A 19,957-nucleotide genomic window follows, 5' to 3' on the forward strand; every position below is an offset into this window, starting at 1 on the left:
GCTATGCGGCAATCGAGGCGTCGCCGGTCTTCACCAGGTGACAGGCGGCAGTACGGCCATCGCCGATGGTCTGCAAGGCAGGCACTGTCGTGCGGCATATCTCGGCTGCAATCGGGCAGCGCGGATGGAAGGCACAGCCGGAAGGCCGGTTGGCAGGGTTCGGCGGCTCGCCCTGCAGGATCACCCGACCCTCAAGCTGTCTGCCCGGAACAGGCACGCTGGAGACGAGAGCCTTGGTGTAGGGATGCTGCGGCGAACTGAAGATCACGTCCGAGGAGGCTTCCTCGACGATCCGCCCGAGATACATTACGGCGACGCGGTCGGCGATGTTGCGAACGACCTTCAGGTCATGGCTGATGAACACCATGGCGAGCCGGTTTTCCGCCTGCAGGTCGCTCAGCATGTTCACCACCTGGGCCTGGATCGACACATCGAGCGCCGATACGGGCTCGTCGCAGACGATCAGCTTCGGGCGTGAGGCCAGCGCCCTGGCGATGACGGCGCGCTGCCGTTGGCCGCCGGAAAGTTCATGGGGATAGCGATCGGCCTGGTCCTGGCGCAGCCCGACTGCGGACATCAACTCGGTGACACGCAGATTGCGCTGTTCCTTGGGCACGAGCCGGTGGATCTCGAGGGGCTCGCGGATCTGGGCGGAAATCGTCAGGCGCTTGTCGAGCGCTGCCAGCGGATCCTGGTGGACGAATTGCATCTTTGCCCGCCATGCCCGCCAAAGGCGGGTCGCCACGGCCGGCATGGGCTTGCCTTCGAACAGGACCTCGCCCGACTGGACGGGATCGATGCCGAGCAGCATCCGGCCAAGCGTCGACTTGCCCGACCCAGATTCCCCGACGATACCGAGCGTCTCGCCGACGTTGACGGATAGCGATATGCCGTCGACGGCCCGCACAGGGGTGGGCCTGCCGAAAGCACCGGTCGGGATTTGATAGGTGCGAACGAGGTTTCTGGCCTCGAGAAGCGGCGTCACGAGGTAACCTCTTCCGCAACTCGGGACGGAGAGCTCACCAGTTCACGCGCGGGCACGGGGCGCAGACAAGCGAGCTTCCTGCCATCCTCCAGCATTTCGAAAGCCGGCATCTCGTGGCGACAGTTTTCCACGGCGCGCGCGCAACGTGGAGAGAATGCACAGCCGGATGGCATCTGCTTCGGGTTCGGGACGGTGCCGGGAATGGGGACCAGGCGCTTGCGTGGTCCGTCGATGGTCGGAATGGCGTCGAAAAGGCCGCGTGTATAGGGATGGCGCGGTTCAGAGAAGAGCTGGGCAATGCTGCCCTCTTCGATGATCCGGCCGGCATACATGACGCAGATCCGTTCGCAGACCTGTGAGACCGCGCCGAGATCGTGGCTGATGAACACGGTCGCCATACCGGTCTCCGCCCGAATCTGGATCAGCAGATCGAGAATCTGCGCCTGGATCGTCGCATCGAGCGCCGTTGTCGGCTCGTCGGCAACCAGCAGATCGGGTTCGCCGGCCAGCGCCATGGCGATCATCAGTCGCTGACATTGGCCGCCGGAAAATTCATGCGGATAGAGATCGACGCGACGGCGGGCGTCGGGGATGCCGACGATGTCCAGCAGCCGCAGTGTTTCGGCCGCTGCCGCTGCTCCGTGCAGTCCGCGGTGGAGCGCAAGAGCCTCGGCAATCTGCCGACCGATGCGCTGCACGGGGTTGAGCGAACTCGACGGATCCTGGAAAATGATCGCGATGCGACCGCCTCTGACCTGTTCGAGCACTGAGCGGGGGGCGCCGCAAAGCTCCCGGCCTTCGAGCGTCACGGAGCCGCTGATCTGGGCCCGGCGCGGCAGCAGGCCTAGTGCCGCGAGCCAGGTCACGGACTTGCCGCAGCCGGATTCACCGACGAGCCCGACCGATTCCCCTCGTCTTATGTCGAGATCGATGCCGTGAAGCACAGGAACGCCGTCGAAGGCGACCTTCAGATTGCGGAGCTCTACGAGATTGGTTTGCAACGGAACGGTCTCCCTCTAAATGACGGCGCTCGTATCGAAGTCCGGGCGGGAGGCGCTTGGACAGGCCGTGTCTGGTACAAAAAAATGCCCCGGCAGCATCATGCAGCCGAGGCAAATAGATTGGGGTCTCAGCTGGCCCAGTTGTTGGCGCGGAAGTCCATGGCGAAGGCGGGCGCTGCCTTCCATTTCAGGGATGATTTCATGCCAGTAAATACCGCGTTCTGGTGGAGGACCTGGTAGGCCGGATCTTCGCGCTCGCAGATCTCGAGCATGCGAGCAAATGCCTTCTTGCGGGCCGCGCGGTCTGTCGATGTCTCGAGGATTCCAGCCATCTGGTTTGCCTCGGCGTTGAACCAGTCCTTCTGCTGCTGGGTATCGCTGTTCGGTCCGAACTGGCTGACCATGCAGGAGACTGGATCGTTAAAGGCGGGGGATGCCGACCAGTCGCGTACGCCCTTCATGCTGCTTGCATCCTGGATCTGGGCCCAGTTTTCCTTCATCTGGATCTCGACATTGATGCCGACCTGTTTCCACATCTCGACCATGATCTGGCCGTTGGCCGTCTGGTTTGTGTAGTAGTTGTTGAGCAGGCGGAAAGGGATGGCATCGCCCTTGTAGTTGGCCTGCTTCAGGAGATCCTTGGCCATCTCCGGATTGTATTCCGGAACCGTCCATCCCTTGATGAACATCTCGCCATATGAGTCAAATTGCAGGCCGGCCGGGATGTTCGTCTTGCCTGCCCATAGGGCATCGACGATGGCCTGGCGATCGATCGCATGGGTCATGGCACGGCGCACCAGCGGATTGGCGAGCACCGGGTTCTGAGTGCTGAAAACCGAGATGCGGTGGTTTAAAATGGTCGAGCCCTGAACCTCGAAGCCCGAAGTTGCCTGGACGGCACCTATCTGGTCCGGCGGCAGGTCGCAGGCGAAATCGAACTGGCCGGAGAGAAGGCCGTTCACGCGCGACGAGACTTCAGGCACTTCGACGAAGCGGATTTGCTCGAGCGGAGGGCGGCCGCCCCAGTACTGGTCGAAGGCCAGCAGCGTCAGGGATACGTCTGGCTTGTACTCGCCGACCATGTAGGCGCCTGTCGTGATCGGCTTGCGTGCCCAGTCGAGATAGGAGGGGGCTTCATCCCAGGCGCGGCGATTGGCGATCTGGCTGCCGAAGGCGTAAAGCCGGCCTTCGAGCGTGACATCCGGCGTGACATTGTGGAACCGTACCGTGTACTTGTCGACAGCCTCGACACCGGCCAGTGCCGGCCAGAGACGTCGTCCGACGCCCGGGAAGGTGGCCGGCAGTTCCTTTGCCGTCGTCGGCTTGTTGTCGGCCTCGAAAATGGTCTTGCCGCCTGCAGGCTGGCTGTTGCCGAAGACGCGCTGCGGCGAGAAGCTGAACACGACGTCATCGGCAGTCAGCTCGTCGCCATTGTGGAATTTGACGCCCTGGCGGAGCGTCAGTTCGAGTGTTTTTTCGTCGATGCGTTTCCACTCGGTGGCAAGACCCGGGATCGGCTCCTGGTTACCCATCCAGTTGCGGACGATCAGGCCTTCCCACAGATTGGGGAAGAATATGCGCTCTCCGACGTTCGACTGCTCGTACCAGATATCCAGCGTGTTGTTGATGGTGATCTTCTGGACTGCGACCGTGATGGACGGGCGCTTGCCCTGGCCCATCGACAGTTTCGGGAGCATGAGACTGCCGGCGGTCCCGCCGATCAAACCGAGGGCTGCACGCCGATTGAGTGAAATCATGGTAATCTCCTGTGAGCGGCATTTCGCCTCGTCGCAGGGGAGGGGTATCCGCTCGCTGGATGTCACGTCGTTGAAACTGGGGTGAATTTTTGGTGACACGGGTGCATCAGGCAGTCATCCGTTCAACCATGGGAAAGAGGAGCGCAGAGCGGAGGAGCAGATTTTCGCCAGCGGCGAATGCGCAAAACTGCGCTCGTGCGGCCGTAAGCGACGGTCGGGGAAAGGCGCCTTGGCGAGCCGTTCCCTTTGATCGACATGCCTATGCCCGCCAGGAATACGCTGGCGGGCATAGGTCGTTCGGGTACCGTTGTTGGCTAGAGGTTGCCGAGGAGGTCGTTGACGCGCGACTCCATATCCTTGAGGGCAGCGCCCACATCCTTCTGGCCGGTGACGGCCGAGCTCATTTCCTGGCCGATGATGTCCTGAATGGCGAACTGGCGCTGCACTGCGGAGGGAAGCGGCGTGCCGAGTGTCGTGATCGAAGAAATGGTGTCACGATGCGGCAGTGCCAAGAATTCCTTGGATGTCAGCACGGCCTTGATCGCCGGCAGATGGCCGGTGCGCGACCAGTCGAAGTCGTTGTCGTGGAAGAATTTCAGGAACTTGCCGATGGCGGCCATCTGTTCCGGCGAGCGATCCTTCTGCGATACCGCCCAGCTATGTCCGTCGGCATACTGTGCCTTCTTGCCGGGGAAAAGCTGCGGATAGGGATAGACGGCATAGCCGCCGGCATTGAGCGAGGTTCCGGCCTTTTCCGACGACGCAGTGTAGTCGCCGATCATCCACGTGCCGTTCAGATGAACGCCGCCTTCGCCGGCCAGGAATGCATTGATGCTGGCGGAGTAGTCGAGATCCTTGGTCGTGTCGCCATTGTCGAAGATAGCCTTGTACATCTCGACGACTTTTCTGGCTTCCGGCGTATCCAGTTTCACATGCTTGGGATCGGCGAAGAAATCGGAATCCTGCTGAAACAGGTAGGTGTAGAGATTGCGGGTATAGAGAGCGACCTCGTTGGCAAGGTTCTGGACGAAATAGGGCTTGCCGGTTTTTTCCCGGAATTGCTTTGCCTGCGCCAGAAGCTCGTCGACGTTTTTCGGCAGTATCGGTGTGCCGTCGGCATTGACGAGACCGGCCTTCTTGAAGAGACCCATGTTGATGTGGAAGAGCATGGTCCAGTTGTCGATCGGCAGGCCGTAGATCTTGCCTTCCTTGGTAACGCCGCTGAGGCTTGCCTCGGTGAAATCGGTAGAGGCGACGCCGACAGATTTCAGGACATCGTCGAGCGGCATCAGCAGGCCTCTCGAGGCATAGTCGCCGAGCACCGACTGGTGGATCGTGACGATATCCGGCGGGTCGCCAGCGGCGAACTGCGCCGTCAGCTGGTCGTAGCCCGGCCATTCCACAGTGGTGACGCTGACGTGCACATCGGGATTGTCTGCGTTGAACTTGTTGATCAGCGACGTCATGATACCGCATTCGCCCACCGCCTTGGATACATCGGTGTTGGTGCCGAAATCCGCATCGCAGGCGCCGAAGAAGCGCTGCACAGAGAGTTCGGTTGCGGCAAAGGCAGGACTTGCCCCGGCGAGAGCAACGACCGAAGCCGCCGCTAGCAGATATCTCCTGAAAATATGCGTCATATCATCTCCTCCTCGTGGGGTCGTTAACCCCTGTTGGCCCCTCCCAGGGCATTGTCTTGACGTGTCAGGCGCGTGGTAGTTCAGCGGACGGCGTTACCCGAGACCGCCGTGACGATGTACTTCTGGAAAAACAGGTAGAGAACGAGCACCGGCGCGCCGGCAAAGACGGCCTGCGCCATCAGGAAGCCCAGTCCCTCCGACTGGGCAAAATTGCTTTGCGTCGAGGCCATGCCGACGGTCAGCGTGAACATGTCCTTGCGCGTGCCCGAGATCAGCGGCCAGAGGTATTCGTTCCAGGAATTTAGGAAGGTAAAGATACCGAGGGTCGCCTGTGCCGGGATGGTGAGCGGCAGCAGGACCTTCCAGAAGATCTTGAACCGGCTGGCATTGTCGAGCAAAGCCGCCTCGTCGAGCTCCTTCGGAATAGCACGGAAATACTGGGTCATCAGGAACACGCCGAATGGCGCCGAAAGGCCAGGCAGGATCAGCCCCTGATAGGTGTTGTGAAATTTCAGCCAGCTGAAGATCTGGTGGCGGGCAATCAGCACGGCCTGCTCGGGAACCGCAAGTCCAAGCAGCACGATGATGAACAGTACGTCGCGGTAGGGGAAGTTCAGCCGCGCGAAGCCATAGCCGGCGAGCGATGCGAGGATCAGGGTCATGATGGTCATCGTGCCCGACACGATCAGGCTGTTGAGGATCCAGCGGAAGACCGACGACGTGCCGAGGATGTCGATATAGTTCTTGATCGTGTAGGGAGCCCGAAAGACGGCATTCATATCCGTCATCAGTTCCTTGTTTTCCTTCAGCGACAGGGCGACGACCCAGACCACCGGCGCCATCATCACGATGGCAACGGCAATCACCAGCCCCAGGATGATGCGGTCGCCGACGGAGCTTCCGATCGTGGTGGATGTCGGGTTGATGCTCATCCTTCTTCCCCTTGCCGGCGAGAGAACAGGTATTGCGCCATGGCCGCAATCAGGATCAGCACGAACAGCACCTCCGAGGCGGCGGCCCCGAGGCCGAGATCCCACTTGGTGAAGGCGGTCTCATAGATGTAATAGACGATCGGCTTCGAAGCGTTGTTGGGGCCACCCTGGGTCAGCAACTTGGACTGGCCGAACAGCTGGAACTGCAACACGATCTGGATGATGACCACGAGCACGAAGGTGCGCCGTATCGAGGGCAGGGTGATGTACCACAGCACGCGCCAGCGGCTGGCATTGTCGAGCGCCGCAGCCTCGTAGATATCGCCGGGTATCTGCTGCAATGCCGAGAGGAAGAGCATCATCGGCAGTCCGATGCACCACCAGATGGTGGCGATGGCAATGGCGATCATCGCCAGGTCCTGATTGGACAGGAAGGCGGGCGCGGTTGCCCCGAACCAGCCGTAGATGGTCGTCAGCAATCCGAAATTCGGCACGAAGACGATCCGCCAGATCAGCGTCACGATTGTTACCGACAGCACCGAGGAGGAGAAATAAACTGCGCGGAGGATGGTGGCGGTGCGCGTCTTGCGGTTCAGCCCCAACGCCAGCAGCAGGCCCATGACCGCGAGAAGCGGCACGGTGAGGGCAACGAAATAGAAGGTGTTGCCAATCGACTGCAAGAATATCTTGTCGTTGTAGAGCCTCAGATAATTGCCCAGGCCGACGAATTTTCCGACGCCGAAGGTGTCCGCCTTGTGGACGCTCAGCCACATGCCCCAGAACAGCGGCACCACCAGCAGGGTCACGAAGAAAAACAGGAAGGGCACGATGAAGAGCGCATTGCGCCACTGCGGAGCGTTGACGCCCAGGTGACGGCGGCGTGCAACCGCTGATACCGCAGGACGTGCGAGGGACAGCGCGGCCTCAGCCATGAAGGCTCTCCTCGCAATGCCACGCGCGTCCATCCGCATCGAAGAGATGCACTCTGGTTCCGTCGATGGCGAGGGAGACGGTATTGCCGACAGCCACTCGGCTGTTGCCGATGTCTTCGGCGACGATGATGCTTTCGTCAGCCAGCCGCACGTACAGCAGCGTCCGGTCGCCGAGCCGTTCCAGCACATCGACCTTGCCCGTCACGGCAGCTGGCGCCGATCCGGCGAGCTTCACCGCCTCGGCGCGGATACCGAGCGTGTAGTCGCCTCCGGCAGCGATGCCACCGGGCCGGATGGCGGTCTCCACCGTGCTGCCATCGGCAAGGGTCGCCTGAAGAAAACCGTCGCGCTCCGACAGCTTCACAGAAAGGAAGTTCATCGTCGGCGAACCGACGAAGGCTGCGACGAAACGGCTGGCCGGTCTTGTATAGATATCCATCGGCGAGCCGATCTGCTCGATCCGGCGGTTGTTCATCACCACGATGCGATCGGCCAGGGTCATGGCTTCGATCTGGTCGTGGGTGACGAAGACCATCGTCGATTGCACGCGGTTTCGCAACTGCGCCAGTTCAAGCCGGGTGCGCACCCGCAGCGCCGCATCGAGATTCGACAGCGGTTCGTCGAAGAGAAAGGCTTTCGGTTCCTTGACGATGGCGCGGCCGATGGCGACGCGCTGGCGCTGGCCGCCGGAAAGCTGACCAGGTTTGCGATCGAGCAGATGGCCGATTTCCAGCATGCGGGCTGCTTCCGTCACGCGGGCCTCGATCACATCAGCTGCAACCTTTATGTTGCGCAGGCCGAAAGCCATGTTGTCTGCGACGGTCATGTGCGGATAGAGCGCGTAGCTCTGGAACACCATGGCAATGTCGCGCTGGCCCGGCGGAAGCGTATCGATCCGCTGCCCATTGATCGAGATCGTCCCCTCGTCGACGGTTTCGAGCCCGGCAATCATCCGCAGAAGAGTAGACTTGCCGCAGCCGGAAGGCCCGAGGAAGACCATGAACTCGTTGGCCTTGATGGTCAGCGACAAGCTGTCGAGCACCGTCAGGGCGCCGAAACGTTTGCTGACATTCAGAATTTCGATATCAGCCGTCATGTCGGCACCTGTGCGCCGGACGCTGAAACGGAAATTCTGATATCGATATGCGAGCAGCAACCGTTACAGATGAACCTGCCAGCCGTTGCGGCGAAGTTCTTCTCGGTCCACGACTGCGCCAAAATAGAAGCTATTGCTTCCATCTTCTCCTCCCAGAGACGTCAGGCATCGCTGCAAAGACGTTAAGACAAATGATGACAATGTCAACAGATAGGCGATATGTATCGCCTATCGTGATATATAAAAATCAGGCCTGAAGCCGGATCATGCGGTAGGAAAGCGGCGCAATCGACGCGCTGAGAGCTCCGTCAGACACGCTCGCACCGGCCGCTTTGCGCGGGACGACATTGTCCGGCTTGCCGGCGGTGTTGGTGATTGCGAGATCGGGGTGCGCAATCTCCTGGTCGTCGATCACCGTCAGGGTGCCGAATTCCAGAAGGGCGATGCCCAGATCCAGCGCTTCCTGCTGGTGCCGGTTTACGATGAAGAAAGTGATCGTCCGGGACGTGTCGTCATGGACAGCGGAGATGTCGAGATAGGGGATGTCGCCAAGGCCATCGGCTGCATAGGTCGGGCTGTCGACGATCAGCTTCAGCGCGGTGCCGCGGCCATAGACCGATGCGAAATAGTAGGGGTAGTAGATGGTCTGTCGCCAGGCCGGGCCGCCCGGTACGGTCATGATCGGGGCAATGACGTTCACCAGCTGCGCAAGGCAGGCAATCTTCACGACATCGGCGCGGTTGATGAAGGTGTTGAGGATGCAGACGACCTGCAGGACATCCTCGAAATTGTAGTCGTCTTCCAGAAGCGCCGGCGCATGGGGCCAACCGCTGGCGCCTTCGAGGATCGCCTTGTCGCGTTCCTTGGAATGGTACCAGACGTTCCACTCGTCGAAGGAAATATAGACGTTCTTTGTCGAGCGCTTCTTCGCCTTGATGTACTCGATGACGCCAGCGACTGTACCGATGTAATTGTCGAGTTCGACGCTTTTTGCGAGGAAATTCGCAGTGTTTTTAGCGCGGTTCTCGAAATACATATGCAGCGAGATATAATCGACCTCGTCATAGGTATGATCGAGGACCGTGGCTTCCCACTGGGGGTAGGTCGGCATGTGGGCGTTGGACGAGCCGCATACGACCAGTTCCAGCGAACTGTCGAAGGCCCTCATTGCCTTGGCGGTCTCGTGCGCCAACCGTCCATATTCGTCCGCCGACTTGTGTCCGATCTGCCAGGGGCCATCCATCTCGTTGCCGAGGCACCAGAGCTTGACGTCGAAAGGTTCGGCGCGGCCATTGTCGCGTCGCTTGTCGCTCCATTCGCTGCCGCCGGGATGGTTGACGTATTCGAGGAAATTGCGGGCTTCGTCGAGGCCGCGCGAGCCGAGATTGACGGCGAGCATCATCTCGGTGTTGGCGGATTTGCACCATTCGGCGAATTCGTGAATGCCGACCTGGTTGCTCTCGGATGTGTGCCATGCAAGGTCGAGCCGCGTCGGACGGCTCGCGCGCGGCCCGATGCCGTCTTCCCAGTTATAGGCCGAGACGAAGTTGCCGCCGGGATAGCGCACGACCGGAACGTTCAGCTCCTTGACGAGATCGATGACGTCCTGGCGCATGCCGTTCGCATCTGCGGTCGGATGGTCCGGTTCGTAGATGCCGGTATAGACGGCGCGGCCGAGGTGCTCGATAAACGAGCCGTAGAGGCGCGGATCGATTTCGGAAATCGTGAATCGGCTGTGCGCGGTGACCGCAACTTTCATGGCATCCTCCACTATATCTTATTTCGTGATTTGTATCACGATTTAGGGTAGTAAAGCGGATGCCCCTGGCGGGGTCAAGTGGAATTTTATGAGGCTTTTGGCTCGCGGCGGGTCTTCAGTCTCAGCAGGATATCCTGGTCGTAATTTCCGAACCCTCGTCCGAAGATGTTGATCCCGCCCGGGTGCTTGGCATCGTCCCGCACCCCTATACGCAGGCGGATGGAGTGGTGCTCCTCGAGTTTCAGGTCTGCCAGCGAAATGTCGGAGATGCGCAATCCGTCGACAAAGGCGCCGTCGTCGGTGATGCGGAAATTCTTGAGCTTTCCGTATTGCGATCCCTTCAGTTTCCACCAATCGGGGGTGAAAACGCCACGTTTGTCGCCGAAATCGCCGGGAGACGTCCAAGTGCCGACATCGACGCCGTTGACAGAGAGAGTGATATCCGAAGGCCAGTCGGCGCTGGTGCCGGGCACTTCCGAGCTCAGTTCCATGACGAATTCTATTTCGCGGACGCTGGTATTGGTCAGCCGCGCGTTGTTCGGGAACTGGTATTCGACATGGCCGCGAGTGAACCAGATGAGCGCTGTTTTCATCCGGTCGGGGTCGAGAAAGGTGCTGGGAACATCGAGCAAGCCGATGATACCATCGACCGAACAGAGGCCGCAGGGAGCTGTCACCTCGAAGCTGGTGTAGAGACCAAGCGGCATGGAAACTTCCACGGCGTCCGCTTCGGTTTCCTTGATGTCGTTCTTGAAGACAACGAGAACTTCGTCGTAGACGCTGTAACAGACCTTCTGGTTGCCTTTTCGAGCCTTGTGCGTCTCGGTGCGGATGAGGCCGGCCTCTTCGAGCATCTGGACATTCGTCGATACGCTGGATTGCGGCAGCGACAGGATATCGGCGATCTCGTTGACATTGAGAGGCCCCTTTTCGTGCAGCAATTTGAGGATGGAAACCCGCGCAGGCGAGGCGAGGCCCTTCAGCACGGACATGTCTTCCACGGGGTCGACGACAAGGAAATTGCGGCTCATGAAAGTCCGATCAGCCTTCAGGAAATGGATGATCTTCTATATCGAGAATTTTGATTTATTCAATCGTGCATCAAACGGCACGTTCAACTGACGGGGGTCGGCTTGGTGTCGGACCTGGTGCGGCGGCAGCGCTCCGAGCAGAACTTGACATCGCTCCAGCTGGCAGCCCATTTCTTGCGCCAGGTGAAGGGCAGGCCGCATGATGCGCAGATTTTCGTCGGCAGGTCCGCCTTCTTTTTCATTTTCGGCATGGTGCGGGTCTCGTCATGGAGAGGCGGGGCTTCATTAGACTTTCTCGCCGGTATCGAGTTTCTGGAGAAACGCTGCAGCGCTGGCCCTGTATGCTTGTCGCTTGCCATCCTCCATGCGGTTCCAGGATGCGTAGACCTGCGCCAGACGCTGATTTTTCGACAGGACGGATTTGTTGCGATCGAGGAAGTCCCAGTAGAGCGCGTTCAGCGGACAGGCATCGTCGCCGACCTTCTTCGATACGTCGTATCGGCAATCTTTGCAGTAATCGGACATCCGGTCGATATAGGCGCCGCTGGCGGCATAGGGTTTGGACGCCATGAAGCCACCATCGGCAAACTGGCTCATGCCGATCACGTTTGGAAGCTCCACCCATTCGAAGGCGTCCGCATAGACAGACAGATACCATTCGTGGACGGCGTGGGGATCGAGGGCAGCCAGCATAGAGAAATTCCCGACCACCATCAGGCGGTGGATATGGTGCGCATAGGCATGGGTCATCGTTTGCGTGATGACAGTCGAAAGGCAGGTCATCTCGGTGTCGCCGGTCCAGAAAAACGCCGGAAGCGGCCGGCTGGCTTCGAAGACATTGCTGTTTTCATATCCTGGCATCTTCAGCCAGTAGATGCCTCTTATATATTCCCGCCAGCCGATGATCTGGCGGATGAAGCCTTCCACCGCATTCAGCGGCGCCGATCCTTCGAGATAGGCCCGCTCTGCTGCGCGGCAGACAGCCAGCGGGTCGAGCAGGCCGATGTTGATATAGAACGATAGCAGTGCGTGGTTGAGAAACGGCTCGTCTCTCAGCATCGCATCCTGGGTTTCGCCGAAGTTCGGTAGAAAATCACGTATGAAAGCCTCGGATGCGGTCTCTGCATCGGCGCGGGTGACGGCAAATCCGAAGTTCTTCGTCGAGCCCATGTTCCCGGCAAATGTCCGCTCGACGAGATCGAGGACCTCGGTGGTGATCGCGTCAGGTTGGAAAACCGGGTGCTTCGGGCGAAACATATCCGGTTTTGCCGGCTTTCGATTTTCGGCATCGAAGTTCCATTTGCCGCCCTCGGGTTCCGCGCCTCGCATCAGCAGGCCGGTTTTCCGGCGCATGTCGCGATAGAAATATTCCATCGTCAGTGAGCGTCTTCCCGCCGCCCATTCCCGGAACATCGCTACGGAGCACAGGAAGCGGGTGTCGGTCCTGATCTCGACGGGAACTTCGAGGGTCGATTTCCAGCCTTCCTGCGACTGCAAGACCCGCCATTCGGAACCCTCGGTGACGACGACGCCCTGAGGCGACACGGCGGCGACGGCGCGGGCGAGTTCGCCGGTAAACGAGCCGGCATTCTCGGGGTCGTCCAGTCGCGTATATCGCAGCTCGAACCCCCTGGCGCGAAGTTCCTCGGCGAAATGCCGCATGGCCGAGAAAATCAGCGCAATCTTCAACTTGTGATGCGGCACATAGCTCGCTTCTTCGATGACCTCGCACATCAGGATCACATCCTGCTCCGGATCGGCGCCTTCGAGGCTCGAAAGGGAGGCGGACAGCTGATCGCCGAGAACGAAGATGAGGTGACGGACGGGCTTCATCGCAGGGCTTTCAGGTGAGGGACATCTTTTGGTGCAATCCCTTACGCTGTCGAGGCGTTACCGGATCTTTTGAAAGCTGCGCGCTCCGCTCGGCAATGTAGGGGCTGCCGCGTTGAATTTCGGCGGACACGCCATATGTCCAGTCCGGGATGGACTGGATGGGTGTTGCCCTGATGCCGGTCGGAACGAGGAGGCTCTCTTGAACAAGCTGGATGGAACCGTGTGCCTGGTGACAGGTGCCGGCCGGGGCATAGGCCGCGAAATCGCTCGTCATCTCGCCAAAGCCGGTGCCGCAGTCGCAGTCGTGGCACGGACTGGCAGCGAGATTGCCGAAACGGAATCGCTGATCCGCGAGGACGGCGGGACGGCGTTCGCACTGCCAGTCGACCTCGTCGATCGGCATGCGGTAGAGCGCGCGACTGCGCTCATCGCCGAAAAGCTCGGCCCGGTCGACCTGCTGGTCAACAATCACGGCTCCTTCCGTGCGTTCGGACCGATCTGGGAATGCGATCCCGATGTCTGGTGGCAAGATGTCGAAATCAATCTGCGTGGCAGCTTTCATACGTCGCGATCGCTTGCACCCGCGATGCTTGAGCGCGGCAAGGGCCGCATCGTCAACCTTGTCGGCGGCGGCACCGGCAACAGCTTTCCGAACGGCTCCGGCTACGCGTCGAGCAAGGCAGCGATTATGCGCTTTACCGAATGTCTCAACGATACCACCAGGGAAGGCGGTGTTCTCGCTTTCGCGGTGGATCCGGGACTGGTGCGGACGACTATGACGGAAATGCAGCTCCTGTCGGAGGAAGGGAAAAAGCACCTTCCCGCAATCCAGCAGCTGTTTGCCGATGGCGTAGACGTGCCTCCGTCGCGTGCCGCCGGCCTCATCGTCGATATCGCCAGCGGCCGCTTCGATGCGCTGTCGGGGCGTTTGCTGCGCGGCGCCGACGATCGCGATCTGCTGGAAAAAGAGATGAACGAAGTGGTCGCCACCGGCGGCAGGGCGTTGCGTTTCACCAGCCTGTTTCCCGAGTAGATGCGATTTCGCACGCGGGACCCTGCGGTTACTTTCTCCGGGCTCGGGTGACTCTCTTCTGGATTGCGGATGAGTATCGCTACTCGTGGATGCAATCATGGCGAGGTTGCCAATGAAGAGTGTTTTTGACAATTTGGACTTTTAACTGCGCATAGAGCTATACCGCATTGCATTGCCAGCAGCCAGATTCCGGAGTTTCCATGACCACGACAGCAGAAGCCTTGAAACCTCTTCTTTGGGAACCCAAAAACCTGGTACGCGCGATTCAGGCGGCCGGCGTCACATTATGGTCGTGGAATGTGGACACGGATGCCTTGGCTATGGACGATCATGCCTATGACTTGTGGGGAATTCCGCGCGGCCAGGATATCAATTTCGAAGACCTTTCTGCCCACATCCACCCGGCTGACCGTGATCGCGTGCGGGCTGCCTTCACGGCGACAAGGGCTCTCATCGGCGCCTACGAGATCGATTTCCGCGTTATAATCGGCGAAGAGCTCAAATGGATTTCGGCGCGCGGCCAAGGTGACGATGCTGGAATGGTCAAGCGGATCATGTTCGGTATTTTTATCGATGTCACCGGACGCAAGCAGGCGGAAGAAGGCCGTGAACTGCTGGCTGGCGAGATGAGCCATCGCGTCAAGAATCTTCTGGCGATCGCTGCAGGGTTAACGGCTATCACTTCCCGCTCGACTGAGACCACCAACGATATGGCGCGAGAGCTGACACTGCGGTTGACGGCTCTCGGTCGTGCCCACGATCTGGTGCGGCCCGTACCCGGCCAGACGAAGGAAGCGTCGGCGCTTCTTGGCGACCTGCTTACCGTTCTGCTTGCGCCCTATGACGATCTCGGCGCATTCAGCGGGCGTATCCGCGTTTCCGTACCGCGCATGAGCGTCGGGGAATCGGCAACGACAATCCTGGCGCTGATCGTCCATGAACTGGCAACCAATTCCCTGAAGTACGGTGCGCTGTCGGTGGATACCGGGATACTCGATGTTTCATGCTCGGCGCATGACGAAGCCGTGACGATCGTTTGGACAGAGCGCGGGGGACCCAAGGTCCGCGCACCCACCGGCGTCGGAGGCTACGGCAGCAAGCTCGTCGAGCGAAGCGTTACCGGCCAGCTTCAAGGTTCCATCAAGTACGAATGGTTCGAGGGCGGCGTTGTGGTCACCCTTGTCGTCAATCCGTTGCGGCTTGCGAAGTAGAGCGGATAGCTCGGTTCCGGTTTATGACGCTGGCGTCATCCCGGAGAGCACCAATTTTGCCCATCTGACGGCAGCGTCGTCATCCGGAAATTGCGTGGTATCGACATCGTAGACCGGGCCGATTGCGGAAGGGCCGGCCCGTTTGGCCAGTTCGATCAGTTCTGGGATATAGGAAGCCCCGGGATGGCCGGGAAGGCGTTTCTCCAGCCGGGCAGCATATCGCTCTGCCAGGATCTCTCCCGGCGCGTGACACCAGATCTCGGCAATGTCCGTGGCGCCGGACATTTCTATATGCTCCTTAAGGAGTTCGAGCGGCTGAAAGCCGAACCACGCATCGACTATGAAGGTCGAACCGTCGGGCGCATCGCGGATAACCGACCATATCGCCTTATAGCTCGCCTTGCCGAGCGTCCGGTTGAACAACCGGTCGACGTCTTCGATGTATTCGAGAAATGGGTTCTTGACCGTGTCGAGGGCAAGGATCGGCCATCCCGTTGCCTCGGACACCGCATGCGAGAGGCGGCTCTTGCCCGATGCGGGTATGCCGTTGACCATGAGCACGCGTTTGCCGCTGGCCTGGCGCGAAGGCCAGCCTTGCCGCTGCCTGGCGAGTTCGTGGGCTGCGAGCCCTGCGCCTACTATGCCCGCATCGTCACCGAGTGCTGCGGCTCTGACCGGCGTGCAGTTCCAGCCTGACACGGCCGGAAGAAACGCCAGCGCCTCGACTGCCGCCTGTCCCATGCCTCCACCGAGCAGCAGCATGGCTGGATCGAAGGCTGCCGATAGTGTTCCGAGCGCCGCGCGAAGCGGTCCCGCCCAGTTCCTGATGACGCCGAGGGCGCGGTCGTCTCCGTCCCGTGCCTGGCTGAGGATATCCTCGAACCGCGTTCCGGCCGGATATCCGGCTTCGTCAAGGTGGCGCCCAAGCGCGGTTCCCGAAGATTCGGTTTCGACGCATCCGACCTGTCCGCAGATGCATTGCCGGCCGCCGTGGTTGACGACGATATGGCCAAGCTGCCCGGCACTTTGCTTGCCGTTGACGATACGCCCGTTTTCCATCGCCGCACCGCCGATTCCAGTGCCGATCGTCAGCATCACGGCGCTGCGGGCGCCGCGTGATGCGCCGACGCCGGTCTCGCCGAGCAGCGCCATGCTGCAGTCATTTGCAATGGCCACCGGCTTGCCGAACGCGCTTTCGATCAGCGTCCTGAAATCGCAGCTCGACAGATCGAGATAACCGCCGGACAGCACGGCCCCCGCATGGGCATCGACGCGCCCGGGAACGCCGATGCCGATGGCCACGACCTGTGGACCATCGATCTCGCGGATGAGGCCTGAGATGATGTCGATGGCCGTTTCCCGGTCGCGGCTCCCGGGAACGATCTTCTTGCTCAGGATCTCTCCGGTCGCGGAGATCAGTGCAGCGCGAATATTCGTACCGCCGATATCGACGCCGATTGCACATTGCTGCGTTTTCATGTCTGCGACCGGACCTTATGCTGCCTTGCTGGTGCGCGTATTGTAATAGCGCGCAATGATCGCCTGGATATCCTTCAATCTCGAAACCGCGATCGTCGAAAGCTTCTTTTCCGAGATTTCCCGGTCTATCGAAATGCAGTCCTTCCAAAGCGAACGGCCTGCAATGACGCCCGAAGCGCCGTTCTTCATGGCTGCTTCGACCTGGACGAGAAAGGTCTCGTGATCGACACCGGCCGACAGCACGGCCCATGGAACGTTGCCGGCAAGCTTGGTGATGTTGGCGCAGGCTTCTTCCGAGCCAGGGTAAGGGATCTTCAGCACCTTGGAACCCAATTCCAGGCATGCGCGCGAGCCTTCGAAGATCAGGGCCGGCACTTTCGCTTCGTATTCCGCAGGGCTTTCACCTTCGAGCCGGTAGGTCAGGAACTCGACGACGAGCAGCAGATCCTCGCGACCGAAATCCTCGATGAAGTGCTTCAATGTTGCAAGGTTCTGCGTGTTGGCCTCCGGAACATCCATGCGCAGATAGACCATGATCTTGCCGCCGGTGCCGCCGAGTTGGCGAACGCGCCGGGCATCGATGCCTTCCACCATCTTGGAAATGCGGTAGCCTTCCGGCGATGTGTCCCAACCGGATGCGTCGAGGCCGATCAGAAGCCCGGTGTCGCGCGGAAGAATGCCGCGATCAACGAGATGCGGTACGGCGCAGATCGGATCGACCAGCACGCAGCCGGCGTGGGCGGCGAGGTGGCGGGTAATATCGGCCTTGGTATCGCCGAGCATGTCGTTGCCGATCTTCGCCTGCTCCTCGGGCGTCGAGGCGAGAAGCGACCGCATTCCGCCACGCTGGTCGCACGCGATCACCATCATTGCGCCGTTGGCTCCGCAGATTTGCTGATACGCGCGCTGTTCCGCTGTCGTCATGGCTGTCATCACATCTACTCCCTGTCCGCTGAATTATGGGCGGTTGCTGATCAATTGCTCGACGGAGCCTCTGAAAACGGTCACAATTCTGCGATGCGCCACCGGGTGCGGTTGGCGATGGGATAGCCTTGATTTTTAGGCATTTCGGCAGGATTGCGGTTTAGCCGCTTTTCAGCGATAACTCCTCCAAGTCTCGTTCATGTAACACGTTTCAGAAAGGAATTGCAAGAGTGCCTCCGCAGCCTTCGCAAGAAACTCCGGCATCGCGCGCCATGCTGCACATGGTTGCAAAGCTGCACTATGAGGCAGACATGTCGCAGGTTGACATTGCCAAGAAGGTGGGTGTCTCGACGGCGACGGTGTCCCGCCTGCTGCAGAAGGCCCGTGCAGTCGGGATTGTCAGGATCGAAGTTCTAGACCTCGCCTCACCGGACGAGATCAGGCTCGAACTGATCGAGGCGCTCAAGCTGAAGCGCGCTGCGGTGATCGATACGCCGGCCTCGGGGGTTCTGGGGTCTCTCGCTGCCCCCTTGGGAAACCTGCTGAAAGATGAGGGCCTCGGAACCGGCTCGGTGCTCGGCATAGGCTGGGGGAGGGCTATTCGCGAAGTGCTGATGGTTGGCCTGCCCCGTATTCCCGGTATGCTGGTGGTGCCGTTGAACGGCGGCATGCAGCAGGCGGCGCAGCACTTCCAGATCAATGAGTTTGTCCGCCTGGCTGCCGAACATGTCGGCGGCACGCCCCGTTTCCTGCACGCGCCGTATCTCTCTTCGACGGATCTGCGCGAGGCATTTCTCAGCGACCCCTTCGTGCGCGAGACCACTGGTCTTTGGGACCGCATGGATTGCTGCATCGTCGGAATAGGACTTCCCCACGCCATAAATCCACCCGAAGCGAGTGCCGCCACGCTGAACGAGCAGGCGCTGAGTGCCGTCGGCGATGTCATCCGCCACTATGTCGACATCGATGGCCGGATGCTGACCTGGGTAGGCGAGGAGCGGATGATTGCAGCTTCGCCCGAGCAATTGCGTCGTACCGGATTGGCGATCGGCGTCGTTGCCACCGTCGAGAAGGCGGCCGGCGTCATCGGCGCAGTGCGCGCGGGCATGATCAATGCGCTCGTTACGGACACCGCCACCGCGCAGGCCATCCTCGACATTCTGCGCGCGGAAGCGACACGCTGAGCATCTCGGAAAGTCCATTCGCATTCATTCAAAAATAAGGAAATTCGTTTCAGGAAGAAATTTCACTTGACGAGAGGTGCATCTCGGCATGAGGATCGTGTTGGCCGGTTTCCAGGAGGGGACGCCGTCTAGCATAGAACACTAGCTCATAATGGAGGAGACTATGAAGCGTCGTTCATTCTTCAAGGTTGCCGCTGCTGCGGCAATTGTAACATCCACAGCCCTGACCGCAGGTCACGCCGGCGCTGCGGACAAGAAATATACAATCGCACTCGTACCCGGCCTGACCACAGACGCTTTCTACATCACCATGCGCAAGGGTGCCGAGGCTGCTGCCAAGGCTGTTGGCGCTCAACTGGTGTTCCAGGGTGCACCCGATTTCAATCCGGTCACGCAGGTGCCGGTGCTTGACGCGGTCATTGCCAAGAAGCCTGATGCCATCCTGATCGCCCCGACCGACAAGGACCAGCTGGTCCAGCCGCTGAAAAAGGCGAGCGACGCCGGTATTCCGGTTATCACCGTCGATACGTTCATCGGCACGGGCGTGTATCAAACCGGCGCCGGCAATGCCGATTTCCCGCTCTCCTACATCGCATCCGACAATGTGCTCGGCGGTGAAATCGCTGCCCGCGCGCTGGCAACTGCCGTTGGCGACAAGGGCAAGGTCTATGTCTCCAACGTCAAGCCGGGCGTCTCGACGACCGACCAGCGCGAGCAGGGCTTCAAGAAGGAAATGGCCGCCAACCATCCGAATATCCAAGTGCTCGACACGCAGTTCAACGACAACGATGCCAACAAGGCAGCGTCCCAGGTTCAGGCAGTCTTTGCCCGCAACCCGGATCTCGTCGGTGTGTTCGGCGCCAACCTGTTTTCGGCTCTCGGATCGGCCACAGGCGTCAAGCAGGCGGGCAAGACGGGCGCGGTCAAGGTCGTCGCCTTCGATGCACCGACCAGCATGGTCGACAATCTCAAGTCCGGCCTGGTCGATGTTGCCATCGCCCAGCATCCGGCCGAGATCGGCTATTTCGGTGTCATGGCCGCCTATGCGCACCTGACCGGCAATTCCATCCCGACCGCAATCGGCACGGGCTTTACCATCATCAACAAGGCCAATGTGTCCGACCCAAAGGTCGCGAAGTACATCTACTCTGACTAATCCA

At 60.2% G+C, this 19,957-nt stretch carries 17 protein-coding genes; 4 read left to right on the forward strand and 13 right to left on the reverse strand.

Annotated elements, in window-relative coordinates; all coding sequences use genetic code 11:
* Position 1: 1 nt before the first annotated feature.
* From EQW76_RS13895 to EQW76_RS13945, 11 genes are all read right to left on the reverse strand, one after another.
* Complete coding sequence (locus EQW76_RS13895) at positions 2-985, reverse strand: ABC transporter ATP-binding protein (RefSeq protein ID WP_142824971.1); 984 nt, start codon at positions 983-985, stop codon at positions 2-4.
* On the reverse strand, positions 982-1,986 hold the full coding sequence (locus EQW76_RS13900; protein WP_142824972.1) for an ABC transporter ATP-binding protein: 1,005 nt from the start codon (positions 1,984-1,986) through the stop codon (positions 982-984). The genes EQW76_RS13895 and EQW76_RS13900 overlap by 4 nt, the downstream gene beginning before the upstream one ends.
* Positions 1,987-2,114: 128 nt before the next feature.
* Entirely contained in the window at positions 2,115-3,743 is a 1,629-nt protein-coding gene (locus tag EQW76_RS13905; protein ID WP_142824973.1) for an ABC transporter substrate-binding protein, read from the reverse strand.
* A 314-nt stretch (positions 3,744-4,057) separates the two neighbouring features.
* Positions 4,058-5,383 carry an extracellular solute-binding protein gene (locus EQW76_RS13910; RefSeq protein ID WP_142824974.1) on the reverse strand — a complete coding sequence of 442 codons (1,326 nt, stop codon included), beginning with the start codon at positions 5,381-5,383 and terminating at the stop codon, positions 4,058-4,060.
* Positions 5,384-5,463: 80 nt separating this feature from the next.
* Complete coding sequence (locus EQW76_RS13915; protein ID WP_111221195.1) at positions 5,464-6,315, reverse strand: carbohydrate ABC transporter permease; 852 nt, start codon at positions 6,313-6,315, stop codon at positions 5,464-5,466.
* Positions 6,312-7,247: a sugar ABC transporter permease gene (locus tag EQW76_RS13920; protein ID WP_142824975.1), complete on the reverse strand. Its 936-nt coding sequence runs from the start codon at positions 7,245-7,247 to the stop codon at positions 6,312-6,314. Before EQW76_RS13920 ends, EQW76_RS13915 begins: the two co-directional genes overlap by 4 nt.
* Positions 7,240-8,343, reverse strand: a complete 1,104-nt coding sequence (ugpC, locus tag EQW76_RS13925; RefSeq protein ID WP_142824976.1) for a sn-glycerol-3-phosphate ABC transporter ATP-binding protein UgpC — start codon at positions 8,341-8,343, stop codon at positions 7,240-7,242. Before ugpC ends, EQW76_RS13920 begins: the two co-directional genes overlap by 8 nt.
* Before the next feature lie 247 nt (positions 8,344-8,590).
* Positions 8,591-10,102 (reverse strand): alpha-N-arabinofuranosidase, encoded by a 1,512-nt coding sequence (locus EQW76_RS13930; protein WP_142824977.1) that lies wholly within the window; start codon positions 10,100-10,102, stop codon positions 8,591-8,593.
* Between the two features lie 86 nt (positions 10,103-10,188).
* Positions 10,189-11,133, reverse strand: a complete 945-nt coding sequence (locus tag EQW76_RS13935) for a helix-turn-helix domain-containing protein (RefSeq protein WP_142824978.1) — start codon at positions 11,131-11,133, stop codon at positions 10,189-10,191.
* Between the two features lie 83 nt (positions 11,134-11,216).
* Positions 11,217-11,384, reverse strand: a complete 168-nt coding sequence (locus EQW76_RS13940; RefSeq protein WP_142824979.1) for a DUF2256 domain-containing protein — start codon at positions 11,382-11,384, stop codon at positions 11,217-11,219.
* A gap of 34 nt (positions 11,385-11,418) precedes the next feature.
* Positions 11,419-12,966 carry a cryptochrome/photolyase family protein gene (locus tag EQW76_RS13945; RefSeq protein ID WP_142824980.1) on the reverse strand — a complete coding sequence of 516 codons (1,548 nt, stop codon included), beginning with the start codon at positions 12,964-12,966 and terminating at the stop codon, positions 11,419-11,421.
* A gap of 199 nt (positions 12,967-13,165) precedes the next feature.
* On the opposite strand from EQW76_RS13945, the gene EQW76_RS13950 reads away from it, so the two are divergent.
* Both EQW76_RS13950 and EQW76_RS13955 read left to right on the forward strand, forming a co-directional pair.
* The gene (locus EQW76_RS13950; RefSeq protein WP_142824981.1) at positions 13,166-13,999 is read left to right on the forward strand and encodes an SDR family NAD(P)-dependent oxidoreductase; all 834 of its coding nucleotides are present in this window, start codon (positions 13,166-13,168) and stop codon (positions 13,997-13,999) included.
* Between the two features lie 200 nt (positions 14,000-14,199).
* Entirely contained in the window at positions 14,200-15,210 is a 1,011-nt protein-coding gene (locus EQW76_RS13955) for a sensor histidine kinase (protein WP_142824982.1), read from the forward strand.
* Between the two features lie 21 nt (positions 15,211-15,231).
* On the opposite strand, the gene EQW76_RS13960 is transcribed toward EQW76_RS13955, so the two are convergent.
* Together EQW76_RS13960 and EQW76_RS13965 are read right to left on the reverse strand one after the other, a co-directional pair.
* Positions 15,232-16,689 carry an ROK family protein gene (locus EQW76_RS13960; protein WP_142824983.1) on the reverse strand — a complete coding sequence of 486 codons (1,458 nt, stop codon included), beginning with the start codon at positions 16,687-16,689 and terminating at the stop codon, positions 15,232-15,234.
* A 15-nt stretch (positions 16,690-16,704) separates the two neighbouring features.
* Complete coding sequence (locus tag EQW76_RS13965; protein ID WP_142824984.1) at positions 16,705-17,622, reverse strand: tagatose-bisphosphate aldolase; 918 nt, start codon at positions 17,620-17,622, stop codon at positions 16,705-16,707.
* Positions 17,623-17,885: 263 nt separating this feature from the next.
* Between EQW76_RS13965 and EQW76_RS13970 the strand changes: the two genes are divergently transcribed.
* A complete protein-coding gene (locus EQW76_RS13970; protein WP_142829478.1) occupies positions 17,886-18,797 on the forward strand; it encodes a sugar-binding domain-containing protein in 912 nt (303 codons plus the stop codon).
* A 163-nt stretch (positions 18,798-18,960) separates the two neighbouring features.
* Positions 18,961-19,953 (forward strand): ABC transporter substrate-binding protein, encoded by a 993-nt coding sequence (locus EQW76_RS13975; RefSeq protein ID WP_142824985.1) that lies wholly within the window; start codon positions 18,961-18,963, stop codon positions 19,951-19,953.
* The last annotated feature ends 4 nt before the right edge of the window (positions 19,954-19,957 follow it).

Origin of the sequence: Rhizobium sp. rho-13.1 (genome assembly GCF_007000305.1) — a bacterium.
Taxonomy (GTDB): Bacteria; Pseudomonadota; Alphaproteobacteria; order Rhizobiales; family Rhizobiaceae; genus Rhizobium; species Rhizobium rhododendri.